Below are 11,064 nucleotides of genomic sequence, written 5' to 3'. Positions count from 1 at the left end.
CCGCCCCGACCAGCGGCCCGCCGGGGAGCCCGGCCCGCGCGGCCAGGACGTCCACCCAGACCGCGCAGGCCACCGCCCACCCGGCGAGCCCGACGACCCACCCGTGGCGCAGAGCCGAACGGAAGTCCGCGGCGAACTCCCGCAGGCCCCCGCCCTCGTGCGCCGTGCGGCGCCGCAGATGCCGTGCGCCGGCGGCGAAGGCGGCGGGGTAGGTGACCACGCCGAGCGAGGCCACGGTGATCCATACGCCGGTGAGCAGGCACTCGGTGAAGACCGAGAAGCGCTCGCCGAACACGGACTCCCTGCGCGAGGTGCGGGCTTTCACGCGTGCTTCGGCCATGGTGACCGCCTCAGCCCTTCAGTCCGGAGGTCGCCATACCGTCGATGAGGTAGCGCTGGAAGGCCATGAAGAAGGCGATGACCGGCACCAGTGCCACCAGCGACATCGCGATCATGCTGCCGTAGTTGGAGACGCCCTCCTGGTCGCGGAACATCATCAGGCCGAGTGAGACCGTGTAGTTCTCCGGGGAGTTGAGGTAGATCAACGGCCCCATGAAGTCGTTCCACGCGTTGATGAAGGTGAAGATCGCGCTGGTGATGAGCGCGGGCCGGCTCAGCGGCAGCACGATCGACCAGTAGGTGCGCAAGTGCCCGCAGCCGTCGAGCTTGGCGGCCTCGTCGAGCTCCTTGGGCAGCCCGCGCATGAACTGCACCATCAGGAACACGAAGAACGCTTCCGTGGCGAGGAACTTGCCCGCGACGAGCGGCACCAGGGTGTCGGTGAGCTCCAGGTTGCGGAAGAGCACGTACTGCGGGATGAGCAGCACGTGGTACGGCAGCAGCAGGGTGCCGATCATCAGCGTGAACATCAGGTTCCGCCCCGCGAACCTGATCTTGGCGAAGGCGTACGCGGTCAGCGAGCTGGACAGCACGACGCCGATCACGGCGAGGACGGCGTACATCAGCGAGTTCCAGAAGAAGCTGCTGATGGCGATGCCGGAGATGCCGTCGGCGAGCCCGGAGAAGTTCTCCCAGACCGGCTCGGTGGGCAGCAGGTCCAGGCTGGCGATGATGTCCTTGCTCGGCTTGAACGAGGCGCCGACCACCCAGATCACGGGGTACAGGACAACGGCGAGCACGACGAGCGCGCCCAGGTGCCAGGCGATGGATCCGGAGCGCTTCCGCTCGCCCTCGGTGCGCACGACGGGAGTGGTGGCGGTGGTCACTTGGCGGCCTCCTCGTAGTGCACCCACTTCTTCTGCGACCAGAACAGGACCGCCGTGACCAGCGCCACCGCGACCACCAGCGTCCAGGCCATCGCGGAGGCAAAGCCCATCTGGGCCTCCTTGAAGCCCTTCTGGTAGAGGTAACAGGTGTAGACGAGCGTGGCGTCGGCGGGCCCGCAGGACGTGTTGGACACGACGTAGGCGGAGCCGAACACCTGGAACGCGTGGATGGACTCCAGCAGCACGTTGAAGAACAGCACCGGGGAGATCATCGGCAGCGTGATGTTCCAGAACCGCCTGAGCGGTCCGGCCCCGTCCACCTCGGCGGCCTCGTACAGCTCCTGCGGGACCTGCTTGAGCCCGGCCAGGAAGATGACCATGGGCGCGCCGAACTGCCAGACGCTCAGGGCGACGAGGGCATAGATGATGTAGTCCGGGTTGCCGATCCAGCCGCCCACGTCGAGACCGAAGATCTTCTGCGTACGGTCCACGATCGCGTCGTCCGAGAACAGCGCCCGCCAGACGAAGCCGACGGAGACGCTGGCGCCGATCAGCGAGGGCATGTAGAACGCGGCCCGGTACAAGCCCTGTCCGCGCCGCTTCTGCGCGAGCAGCAGTGCGACACCGAGCGCGAGCAGCAGCTTCAGCGGGGTCGCCACGACGACGTACTTGAGGGTGACCTCGACCGACTTCTGCCAGCGGGGGTCCTGGAACATCGTCGTGAAGTTGTCCAGCCCCACCCACTTCGGCGGCGTGAACAGGTTGTAGCTGGTGAACGCGTAGTACAGCGACGCGATCATCGGCCCCGCCGTGAGCAGCAGGAATCCCGCGATCCACGGAGACATGAAGAGGTAGCCGGCGAGATTCTCGCGGCGCCGCCCACGCCGCCCGGCGACGGGTGCGGCGGGCCGCTTCCCTGCCGGGCGCGCGGGCGCTTCCTTGACGAGCGTCATGGTGGTACGTCCCCTCAGCCGGCGGCGAACGCGGCCTTGGCCTCGCTGAACAGTGCCTTGGCGGCGTCGGCCGGCTTGGTCTTGCCCTGGGCGACCTCACCGCCGATGCGCAGGAACGCCGTCTCGACGACGTCGGCGCCGGACGGGTGCGGGGTGATCTTGCCGAGCACACCGGCCGCGGCGACCTCTTCCTCGTACGCCTTGACGCCCTTGTTGGTGGCGTCGGTCGGCGTGAAGGCCTCGTACTGTTCGTCGGTCGCGAGGATGCCGCGGTCGTAGCCCATGATCTTGCCGACCTCGGGGTCGTGCACCATGAAGTCGATGAACTGGGCGGCCTCCTTGGGGTGCTTGGTCCCGGAGAAGGCGCTCAGCATCAGCGAACCGAGGTACTGGCCGGTGTCCTTGCCGTTCGTGGTGGGGATCGGCGCGAGCCCGTAGTCCGACTCGCCCTCGCCCTCGTAGCGGATGGAGAAGTTGTCCCAGGTGAACTCGGAGGCGGCGAGGCCGGCCGACAGTCCGGACTTGGGCGCGACCTGTTCGATCTTCTTGGGGTCGGTGACGAGGCCGGACCGCACGCGCTTGTAGCCGTCCTCCCACCACTGCGTCAGATCGTCCTCGGTGAAACCGAGTCCGGTGTCCGTGAAGAAGGCCTTGCCGTTCTGACGCAGATACAGGTCGTAGAGGTACATGATGCCGAAGTAGCCGGTGTCACCGGCGATCTTCAGCTTGTCCTGGATGGTCTGCAGCGCGTCGAAGTACTCGTCCCAGGTCCAGCCCATCTTCGGCTCGACGCCTGCCTTCTTGAAGGCCTTGAGGTCGATGACGAGGGCCATGGTGTTGGCGCCGACGGGTATGGCGATCTGCTTGCCGTCGACCTGACCGTTCGCCAGGACTCCGTTGCGGAAGCTCTCCAGGCTCAGATTCCCGGCGTCCGCCTGGGTCTTGAGGTCCAGCAGAACACCGCGCTTGTCGTACTTGCGCAGGAAGCCGACCGCATTCTGGAAAACGTCCGGCGGATTCCCGCCGGAGGCCTGGGTCTGGAACTTCTCCCAGAAGGCCGCGTAGTCGGTGAATTCCGGCTTGATCTTGATCTTCGGGTACTTCTTCTCGAAGAGCGCGATGGTCTTCTTGATGGCGATGGCACGCGGCTCGCCACCCCACCACGCGTAACGGAGTGTGACCGTCCCGTTTCCGGATCCGGTGCCGCCCCCGCACGCGGTGGCCGTGGTCCCCAGTCCCGCGACGGCCAGCGAGGCCCCCGCCGCTTTGAGGATCGTCCGCCTCTCCACATTCTTCCTGCGCTGCATATGAGCCTCCCGCGACGCTCGCGTCCCGCTTCGTGAATCGTTTCAAGTAAGCGCTTGCTGGCACAAGGTACGGAGGGCCCCCGGGCACGTCAATGATTCGGACAGGAATTGATGGCGGACGCGAGTGCGGTGGCGGGGGTGCGGGCACGGAGACGCGGCGACGGAGACGCGGGGAAACGCCCAGCTCACGACAGGTCCGGTCGGCGGGCCGAACGGAGCGGGGCCCGCGTCGCCACCGCAGACGGAAGGTCACGGTTGGGTGAAGACCCCCGGAAGCGGAACGCGCCCTCGGTCACACGGGTGCTGCCGACCGGCCGCCAGGGCACACGGCGAGTACGGAGAGCCCGGGACACGACACAGCGGCCCGGCTCACGAATCGTGAGCCGGGCCGCTGTGATCCGGTGGGCGATACTGGGTTCGAACCAGTGACCTCTTCGGTGTGAACGAAGCGCTCTCCCACTGAGCTAATCGCCCGGACGCAGGAAGAACATTACCCCATGTCAGGGGGTGCCCGTGACCAGCGGGGGCCGGCCGGCCCGGCCCCCGCGGCGGTTCACTGATCCTTGATCTTCCAAGGCATGACGAGACCGAACTTGTACAGGTAGATCCCGGCCAGCACGGCCACGATGACCAGTCCGACCGAGGTCAGGATGATGTTCCGGCGCCGCACCTTGGGATCGAGGGCGCGCTGCGCCGCCTCGGTGACCTTGCGCTTGGTCCAGCGCAGCACCAGCTGGGCCCAGACGAACTCGGTCGCCCAGATCGCCATGCCGCCGAAGATCACCACCCAGCCGGGCCCGGGCAGCGGCAGCATGACGATGCCGGCCCCCACGACCGCGAGACCGACGATGAAGACGCCGACCTGCCAGCTCAGATGCAGGGCACGGCGCGCCTTGATGAACTCCGGCGCGCGCGAGCCGAGCGCCCGCTCACGCTCGTCCACCGTCTCGTCCGTCCCCGATCGGTCCGCCCGGTCGGCGGCCACGGCCGCCTCACCGTGCTTGTTACTCCCCGTGTTCATACGGCCAAACACTACCGGAGCGAAACACGTCACCGGAATGGGCGCACCGCCCGAACGATCTCTCGGCCGGAAGAGTTACATAAACGCACGCAAAACACTCAGAGGGGTTTACAACGGCACCGTAGGTGGCATGTCGATTTCGCCGACGTGCGAATCCCCGAGCGCACACTGAGCGAAAGGCCCTGGCGCTTATGAACACCACGGTCAGCTGCGAGCTGCACCTGCGCCTCGTTGTGTCGAGCGAGTCCTCCCTGCCTGTCCCCGCAGGCCTGCGGTACGACACGGCCGACCCCTACGCCGTGCACGCCACCTTCCACACCGGAGCCGAGGAGACCGTCGAGTGGGTGTTCGCCCGCGACCTCCTCGCCGAGGGACTTCACCGCCCCACCGGCACCGGCGACGTCCGCGTCTGGCCGTCGCGCAGTCATGGTCAGAGCGTCGTCTGCATCGCCCTGAGCTCTCCGGAGGGTGAGGCCCTGCTCGAGGCCCCGGCGCGGGCCCTGGAGTCCTTCCTGAAGCGCACCGACGCCGCCGTGCCCCCCGGCACGGAACACCGGCACTTCGATCTCGATCAGGAGCTCTCGCACATCCTGGCGGAGAGCTAGGCGAGGCTCGCGAAGCCGCCCGGCGCCGTCGACTCGGGGAGACGGCTCGGGCCCGAACAGCCGCATACGGCACACACCGGCGCCGGCGCCGCGGAATTCCGCGCCCGGCGCCGCTGTGTTGTTCACGATCGGTGACAGAGGGTGAGCGCAGACGGCCGGGGAACGACGGGGCCGGTTCCGGCGTTGTATTCGAAGCCATGTGCGGGGCGGGGGCGGTGCGGTGCTTGTCGCAGCCACTACCATCGGCCAGCATCGGCGGGCGCCCGCCCGACACCCAGGCCAGGGAGCGAATCGTGCTGATCACCCACGACACCCGGTGTGCGCTGGACACCGTGGTGGATCTGGTGAACACCGCGCCGGAGGACGAGTCGGCGCCGGACGGACTGCCGGATGTCGCAGCGCTCGAGCGTTTCGTGCAGGACCACGAGGTCAGCGAGGTCGGTGTCCTCACCGAGTTCGACCTGTCGGCGGTGCGCAGGATCCGGTCGCGGTTCGCCGCGGTCTTCGCCGCTCCGGACGCCCGCACCGCCGCCGGGCTGATCAACGAGCTGATCGCCGCGGCCGGCACGACCCCCCGGCTCACGGACCACGACGGCTACGACTGGCATGTGCACTACTTCGCGCCAGGCGCCTCGGTCGCCGACCATCTGGCCGCCGACTGCGGGATGGCGCTGGCGTTCTTCGTCGTGGCCGGGGAGCAGGAGCGGCTGCGCCGCTGCGAGGCCCCGGACTGCCGGCACGCGTTCGTCGATCTCTCCCGCAACCGCTCCCGCCGCTACTGCGACAGCCGCACCTGCGGCAACCGCCTGCATGTCGCCGCCTACCGGGCCCGGCGCAAGGAGGCGGCGGGCTGATCCCGGCCGCCCGCTGCGCGCGGCCCGCTCCGTGTCCTGCCGACGCGGTCCCGACGGGTGACGCCGGGTACCGCGGGTACGGCTCACAGCCACAGCAGGTCGTGCAGGGCAGCCGTGAGCAGCAGACACCCGATCACCGCAAGGAAGATCATCAGCGGTGGCTGGGATAGGGCGAAGAGGCATCCGCGCGGCTCGTCCTGGGGCGGCGCGGCATCGCTGTGTGTCGTGTCCAGCATCTCGCCGCGATGATGACGCATCGGGCGCCCTCGGGGCGATCAACACTCTCGGAGTGAACGGCGCCTCGCCGATTCCGTGACCCGGAGGTCGGGTTGTGATCGCTTCCGGACGTTCGGCGATCCCCTGTGACGTTTCAGTCGCTCGGCGGTGCTCAGGATGGTCAGGCGGTCATATGCCGTGCTTCTTGAGGATGGCCTCGATGTCGCTGAAGTCGTCGTCTCCTCCGGACGCGGCCTTGGGCCGGGCCGCGGGGCGGGTGCCGGGGGCGAGGGAGGGCGCCGAAGCCGCCGGAGCCACCGCATCGGGCTGAGCCGCCGCCCGGGCCGCCTTGCGCTCCTTGCGCGTGCCGCCGCGCCGGCGCTCCACCGCGCGCGTGGTCATGAAGATCACCCAGGACAGCCCCAGCACTCCGAAGCCCGCCCAGGCCGTCGGGCTGAACGCGGTGTCCGCCAGCCACTCGACGACACCGGTCATGACCAGGCCGATCGGGATGAGCGCATAGGCGGCGATACGGGCGGCGGCCAGGAAGCGTTTGCGGTAGGCGGTGACCGCCGCGATGCCCAGGCCCGCCGCGGAGACGGCGGAGCAGACGGTCTCGGCAAGCATCCGGTCCTCCAGGCAGGGTCGGTCACAGTGGGCGCTTCGTCCCTTCCATCCTGCACCTGCCGGCCCCCGCGCGGCCATGCTCCGGCCCGACATCAGGGAGATCTCCGGGTCGCCTCCTCCGCAGGTGCCGGTGCGGACGTACGCCCCGGACCGGACGCGCCCCACGGGATCGTGCCAGGTCCGGTTGGGTGACGGTCGTACGGGACTGGGAGACTGGGGCCATGACTGACCCCTCCCCCGCCTTCACCGCACCCGTCCTCGATGTGTGGTGCGAGTTGCAGTGTCCGGACTGCCGCAGCGCCCTCGACGACCTGCGCGCCCTGCGCGCCCGCTACGGCGATCGGCTCGAGATGCGGCTGCGCCACTTCCCCCTGGAGAAGCACAAGCACGCCTTCGCCGCCGCCCAGGCCGCCGAGGAGGCGCTGGAGCAGGGGCAGGGCTGGGCGTATGTCGAGGCCGTGCTGGCGCGGGTCGAGGAGCTGGACCGTAAGGGCGAACCCTTCCTGGTCGAGGTCGCGCGGGAACTCGGTCTGGACGCCGAGGAGTTCGACACCGCGCTGATCGACGGGCGGCACATCCTGATCGTGGACGCGGACCAGGCCGAGGGCAAGGCGATCGGGGTGACCGGCACCCCGACGTATGTCATCGGCGGGGAGCGTCTGGACGGCGGCAAGAGCCAGGAGGGGCTGCGGGAGCGCATCGAGCAGATCGCGGACCGCCTGCTGGCCGAACAGGGCTGACCGACCGCCCCGCCCCTACAGCAGGGGCTTGTACATCGCGTACCGCGTCGTCTCGTAGCCGAGTGACTCGTAGAGCCGCTCGGCCGGGACGTTGCCCGCGAAGACGTTGAGGCCGATCGTGCGTCTGCCGGCGGCGACGGCCTGGGCCTCGGCGAGCAGCATCAGGGAGCGTCCGTGCCCGCGGCCGCGGTGGGCGGGGTCGGTCTCGACGTCGAAGACGAAGGCCTGTTCCTCGCGCACCGCGAGCCACAGGACCCCCACGGCGGTGCCCTCGTGTTCGAGGACACTGAAGAGCATCCCCTCCGTGGCGCGCCCCTCGGGCAGCAGCGAGGCGTGGTCCCGCTCCGACTTGGCCCGTGCCTCGGCCTCCGGCACCCCTCGCGCGATCCACTCGCGCGCGTAGTCCTCCTTCTCCTTGGCCAGCCAGGGCCGGAACTCGTCCTCGGTCATCGCCCGGCCCCGGCTGCCCTCCGGCAGGGCGGGCGGGGTGTCGCCGAGTGTCTTCTCCATGCCGCGGTTGCGGACGACGTAGCCGAGCGCCGTGGCGAGCCGCAGGGCCGGGCCCGCGTCGGCGGGGACCGTCATCTCGATACGGCGGCAGCCCCAGCCGCGGACGACCTCCTCGGCGGCGAGCGCGGCCACCGTGCCCCGGCCGCGCCGGCGGTCCGGTTCCTCGATGCGCAGGCTCATGATCCGGGCGACGGTGTCCCCGAAGACGGGATGCGTGCCCAGGCGGATCGTGCCGACGGGGCGGCTGTTGACGCACACCTGATAGCGGCGCGAGCGCGTGCCGTCGGGGTGCTGCTGAAGCGGCTCGGCCGGCCGCAGGGTCGTGGTCATCACGGGAGTTCTACCCGCTGCCACGCCCGCGATCAGCCGATTATCGGGTTCACGGGTCGAGATCGGCCGCCGAGCGCTCGTCGAAGATCCGCATGGCCTTCGCCGTCACCGGGCCGGGGGCGCCGGGCAGTTCGCGCTCGTCGACGCGGTGCACGGCCTGGACGTCCCGCAGGGTGGAGGTGAGGAAGACCTCCTCGGCCCGCAGGAGGACGTCCAGCGGCAGGTCGGTCTCCTTGGCGCCGGTCCACTCGACGGCGAGGGCGCGGGTGATGCCCGCGAGGCAGCCGGAAGCGAGCGGCGGGGTGTGGATCTCGCCGTCGACGACGACGAACACATTGGACCCGGTGCCCTCGCAGAGCTGTCCGACCGTGTTGGCGAACAGCGCCTCGGAGGCGCCCTGTTCGCGGGCGCGGGCGAGCGCGACGACGTTCTCGGCGTACGAGGTGGTCTTCAGGCCGGTCAGGGCGCCGCGCTCGTTGCGCGTCCAGGGCACGGTGATGACGGCCGTGGAGTCGGGGCGGCGGCTGGTCTCGCCGAGAGCGACGACCAGCGTCGGCCCGTGCTCGCCGCGGTCCGAGCCCAGCGGTCCGTGTCCGCCGGTGTAGGTGATGCGCAGCCGGCCGAGCGGCATGGGGTTGGCCTCCAGCACGGCGGCGCAGGCGCGGCGGACCTCGTCGAGGTCCGGGTCGGGCAGTCCGAGGCCGCGGGCGGAGCGGGTGAGCCGGTCGAGATGCCGGGTGAGGGCGAACGGCCGGCCGTCCGTGGCCTTGACCGTCTCGAAGATGCCGTCGCCCACGGTCAGTCCGTGGTCGAAGACGGAGACGCGGGCGGACTCGATGTCCTGCAGCCCGCCGTCGAGCCAGATCTTCACTCTTGGATCCCTTCACTCACCTCGTACGTGCCCGACGCTACCGCGAGCAGCCGGGACGCCTTCAGTTCGGTCTCCCGCCACTCCCCCTCGGGGTCGGACCCCCAGGTGATCCCGGCGCCGGTGCCGAACCGCAGCACGGCGCCGCCGTCCGCGTCCCGGTCGATCCAGAAGGTACGGATACCCACCGCGAGCTCGCCGAGGCCCCGGTCGGCGTCGACCCAGCCGATGCCCCCGCAGTACGGCCCGCGCGGTGCCGTCTCCAGCTCGCGGATGATCCGCAGGGCGCTCGACTTGGGCGCGCCGGTGACGGAGCCGGGCGGGAAGGCGGCGTCGAGCAGCTCGGGCCACCCCGCGCCTTCGCCGAGCTCTCCCCGTACCGTCGACACCAGGTGCACGAGCCCGGGGTGCTTCTCGACGGCGCACAGGTCGGGCACGGTGACGCTGCCGGTGGCGCAGACCCGTCCGATGTCGTTGCGCACCAGGTCCACGATCATCACGTTCTCGGCGTAGTCCTTCTCCAGGAGGTCCGCCTCGGTGCGCCCGGTGCCCTTGATCGGCCCGGACTCCACGATCCGCCCGTCGCGGCGCAGGAACAGCTCCGGCGAGGCGGTGGCGATCTCCACCCCGTGCCCCGGCAGGCGGATCGTTCCTGCATACGGCGCCGGGTTGCCGCGCGCGAGCAGCGCGGTCAGGGCGTCCACGTCGGCGCCGTCCGCGACGGGCGCGGACAGCACCCGGCACAGATTCGCCTGGTACACCTCACCGCCCGCTATGTACGCGCGGATCCTCCGCACGCCGCCGGTGTACCCGGAGCGATCCAGCGACGACGTCCAGTCACCGACCGCCGGTCCCCGCCAGGCACCCGGCACCGGCGCGGGCACCGGCCGCTCGATCACGTCACGGAAGCGCGCGCAGGTCAGACGGCCCTCGAAGTCCGCGCAGACGGCCCAGAAACCGCGGGAGTCCAGGGCCGCGGGGTCGTCGGTGACGTCGAGCAGGCCGGTGGCGACGCGGTTGCCGAAACGGGCGAGAGGTGGCAGGTCGAGCACGCCACGAGTCTATGGCGGGCGCTGTCGCGGCGACGCAGGGCAGCACGCTGCACAAACGCGTTTTTGTACTGGCCCCGGAATCCGCTAGAGTTCAACTCGTCGCCGGGACGCGCAAGCCGACCGAAACGACAGGCGGACGTAGCTCAGTTGGTAGAGCGCAACCTTGCCAAGGTTGAGGTCGCGAGTTCGAGCCTCGTCGTCCGCTCGCAGGAACAAGGGGATCCACCCGATCCCCTACACTCCTGGTGGAGTGGCCGAGAGGCGAGGCAACGGCCTGCAAAGCCGTCTACACGGGTTCAAATCCCGTCTCCACCTCCAAGGACGATTAGCTCAGCGGGAGAGCGCTTCCCTGACACGGAAGAGGTCACTGGTTCAATCCCAGTATCGTCCACTGGATCTCTCGAAGATCCGACCCGCGCGATTAGCTCAGCGGGAGAGCGCTTCCCTGACACGGAAGAGGTCACTGGTTCAATCCCAGTATCGCGCACGCAGTGCCCATGATCGGCTCCCCTGAGTGATCGTGGTCCCGAGGACGATTAGCTCAGCGGGAGAGCGCTTCCCTGACACGGAAGAGGTCACTGGTTCAATCCCAGTATCGTCCACGTCACACCGGAACCCCCGGCCGTCGTAGCGGCCGGGGGTTCGGTCGTTGTCAGGACGAGAACAGCATGTGTCCGAAGCTCTTGTGCCGGCGGTGGCCGTGGTGGCCGTGGTGCGGGGCGCCCCACGCGGGGGCCCCCGGAGCCGCGGGGTAG

General features: G+C 69.6%; 12 protein-coding genes, 6 tRNA genes and 1 pseudogene. 8 read left to right on the top strand and 11 right to left on the bottom strand.

Going from position 1 to position 11,064, the window contains the following annotated elements; all coding sequences use genetic code 11:
- The 6 genes and pseudogenes from N4P33_RS26845 to N4P33_RS26820 all read right to left on the bottom strand — a co-directional run.
- Positions 1-340 (bottom strand): annotated as a pseudogene (locus tag N4P33_RS26845) (hypothetical protein); the annotation flags it as partial.
- A 10-nt stretch (positions 341-350) separates the two neighbouring features.
- Positions 351-1,226 carry a carbohydrate ABC transporter permease gene (locus N4P33_RS26840; protein WP_260829365.1) on the bottom strand — a complete coding sequence of 292 codons (876 nt, stop codon included), beginning with the start codon at positions 1,224-1,226 and terminating at the stop codon, positions 351-353.
- On the bottom strand, positions 1,223-2,179 hold the full coding sequence (locus N4P33_RS26835; protein WP_260829364.1) for a carbohydrate ABC transporter permease: 957 nt from the start codon (positions 2,177-2,179) through the stop codon (positions 1,223-1,225). Before N4P33_RS26835 ends, N4P33_RS26840 begins: the two co-directional genes overlap by 4 nt.
- A gap of 14 nt (positions 2,180-2,193) precedes the next feature.
- On the bottom strand, positions 2,194-3,486 hold the full coding sequence (locus tag N4P33_RS26830; protein ID WP_260829363.1) for an ABC transporter substrate-binding protein: 1,293 nt from the start codon (positions 3,484-3,486) through the stop codon (positions 2,194-2,196).
- 402 nt (positions 3,487-3,888) lie between these two features.
- Positions 3,889-3,960: transfer RNA gene (locus N4P33_RS26825), tRNA-Val, on the bottom strand.
- A 79-nt stretch (positions 3,961-4,039) separates the two neighbouring features.
- Entirely contained in the window at positions 4,040-4,507 is a 468-nt protein-coding gene (locus tag N4P33_RS26820) for a TIGR02611 family protein (protein ID WP_260829362.1), read from the bottom strand.
- 191 nt (positions 4,508-4,698) lie between these two features.
- Here N4P33_RS26820 and N4P33_RS26815 point away from each other — a divergent pair, with 191 nt between their 5' ends.
- Both N4P33_RS26815 and N4P33_RS26810 read left to right on the top strand, forming a co-directional pair.
- Positions 4,699-5,112 carry an SsgA family sporulation/cell division regulator gene (locus N4P33_RS26815; protein WP_167990618.1) on the top strand — a complete coding sequence of 138 codons (414 nt, stop codon included), beginning with the start codon at positions 4,699-4,701 and terminating at the stop codon, positions 5,110-5,112.
- A gap of 293 nt (positions 5,113-5,405) precedes the next feature.
- On the top strand, positions 5,406-5,966 hold the full coding sequence (locus tag N4P33_RS26810; RefSeq protein ID WP_260829360.1) for a CGNR zinc finger domain-containing protein: 561 nt from the start codon (positions 5,406-5,408) through the stop codon (positions 5,964-5,966).
- A gap of 83 nt (positions 5,967-6,049) precedes the next feature.
- Here N4P33_RS26810 and N4P33_RS26805 read toward each other — a convergent pair whose 3' ends face one another.
- Together N4P33_RS26805 and N4P33_RS26800 are read right to left on the bottom strand one after the other, a co-directional pair.
- Positions 6,050-6,202, bottom strand: a complete 153-nt coding sequence (locus N4P33_RS26805) for a hypothetical protein (protein WP_167990614.1) — start codon at positions 6,200-6,202, stop codon at positions 6,050-6,052.
- A gap of 169 nt (positions 6,203-6,371) precedes the next feature.
- The gene (locus N4P33_RS26800) at positions 6,372-6,809 is read right to left on the bottom strand and encodes a hypothetical protein (RefSeq protein ID WP_260829359.1); all 438 of its coding nucleotides are present in this window, start codon (positions 6,807-6,809) and stop codon (positions 6,372-6,374) included.
- 221 nt (positions 6,810-7,030) lie between these two features.
- On the opposite strand from N4P33_RS26800, the gene N4P33_RS26795 reads away from it, so the two are divergent.
- Entirely contained in the window at positions 7,031-7,549 is a 519-nt protein-coding gene (locus N4P33_RS26795) for a DsbA family protein (RefSeq protein WP_260829358.1), read from the top strand.
- A gap of 15 nt (positions 7,550-7,564) precedes the next feature.
- On the opposite strand, the gene N4P33_RS26790 is transcribed toward N4P33_RS26795, so the two are convergent.
- Genes N4P33_RS26790 through N4P33_RS26780 form a run of 3 tightly spaced genes read right to left on the bottom strand, consistent with a single transcriptional unit; the run spans position 7,565 to position 10,309 of the window.
- The gene (locus tag N4P33_RS26790; protein ID WP_260829357.1) at positions 7,565-8,389 is read right to left on the bottom strand and encodes a GNAT family N-acetyltransferase; all 825 of its coding nucleotides are present in this window, start codon (positions 8,387-8,389) and stop codon (positions 7,565-7,567) included.
- Between the two features lie 49 nt (positions 8,390-8,438).
- Entirely contained in the window at positions 8,439-9,260 is an 822-nt protein-coding gene (locus tag N4P33_RS26785) for an aminotransferase class IV (protein ID WP_260829356.1), read from the bottom strand.
- A complete protein-coding gene (locus N4P33_RS26780) occupies positions 9,257-10,309 on the bottom strand; it encodes a chorismate-binding protein (RefSeq protein ID WP_260829355.1) in 1,053 nt (350 codons plus the stop codon). Before N4P33_RS26780 ends, N4P33_RS26785 begins: the two co-directional genes overlap by 4 nt.
- A 132-nt stretch (positions 10,310-10,441) precedes the next feature.
- On the opposite strand from N4P33_RS26780, the gene N4P33_RS26775 reads away from it, so the two are divergent.
- The 5 genes from N4P33_RS26775 to N4P33_RS26755 all read left to right on the top strand — a co-directional run bounded on the left by N4P33_RS26775 (position 10,442) and on the right by N4P33_RS26755 (position 10,911).
- Positions 10,442-10,514 (top strand) — tRNA-Gly (locus tag N4P33_RS26775).
- A gap of 39 nt (positions 10,515-10,553) precedes the next feature.
- Positions 10,554-10,627, top strand: a tRNA-Cys gene (locus N4P33_RS26770).
- 1 nt (position 10,628) lies between these two features.
- A tRNA-Val gene (locus N4P33_RS26765) sits at positions 10,629-10,700 on the top strand.
- Positions 10,701-10,724: 24 nt separating this feature from the next.
- Positions 10,725-10,796 (top strand) — tRNA-Val (locus N4P33_RS26760).
- A 43-nt stretch (positions 10,797-10,839) separates the two neighbouring features.
- A tRNA-Val gene (locus N4P33_RS26755) sits at positions 10,840-10,911 on the top strand.
- Positions 10,912-11,064 lie beyond the last annotated feature (153 nt).

The sequence above is a fragment of the Streptomyces sp. 15-116A genome, from assembly GCF_025290915.1.
In the GTDB taxonomy this organism is placed as follows: Bacteria; Actinomycetota; Actinomycetes; order Streptomycetales; family Streptomycetaceae; genus Streptomyces.
This window is presented reverse-complemented; position numbering and strand designations above follow the sequence as displayed.

What these genes read in the sequence shown, in the direction of transcription:
- N4P33_RS26815 (WP_167990618.1), top strand. Translation starts at nt 4,699, where the DNA reads ATGAACACCACGGTCAGCTGCGAGCTGCACCTGCGCCTCGTTGTGTCG.
- N4P33_RS26805 (WP_167990614.1), bottom strand. Translation starts at nt 6,202, where the DNA reads ATGCTGGACACGACACACAGCGATGCCGCGCCGCCCCAGGACGAGCCG.
- N4P33_RS26820 (WP_260829362.1), bottom strand. Translation starts at nt 4,507, where the DNA reads ATGAACACGGGGAGTAACAAGCACGGTGAGGCGGCCGTGGCCGCCGAC.
- N4P33_RS26800 (WP_260829359.1), bottom strand. Translation starts at nt 6,809, where the DNA reads ATGCTTGCCGAGACCGTCTGCTCCGCCGTCTCCGCGGCGGGCCTGGGC.
- N4P33_RS26830 (WP_260829363.1), bottom strand. Translation starts at nt 3,486, where the DNA reads ATGCAGCGCAGGAAGAATGTGGAGAGGCGGACGATCCTCAAAGCGGCG.
- N4P33_RS26790 (WP_260829357.1), bottom strand. Translation starts at nt 8,389, where the DNA reads ATGACCACGACCCTGCGGCCGGCCGAGCCGCTTCAGCAGCACCCCGAC.
- N4P33_RS26835 (WP_260829364.1), bottom strand. Translation starts at nt 2,179, where the DNA reads ATGACGCTCGTCAAGGAAGCGCCCGCGCGCCCGGCAGGGAAGCGGCCC.
- N4P33_RS26795 (WP_260829358.1), top strand. Translation starts at nt 7,031, where the DNA reads ATGACTGACCCCTCCCCCGCCTTCACCGCACCCGTCCTCGATGTGTGG.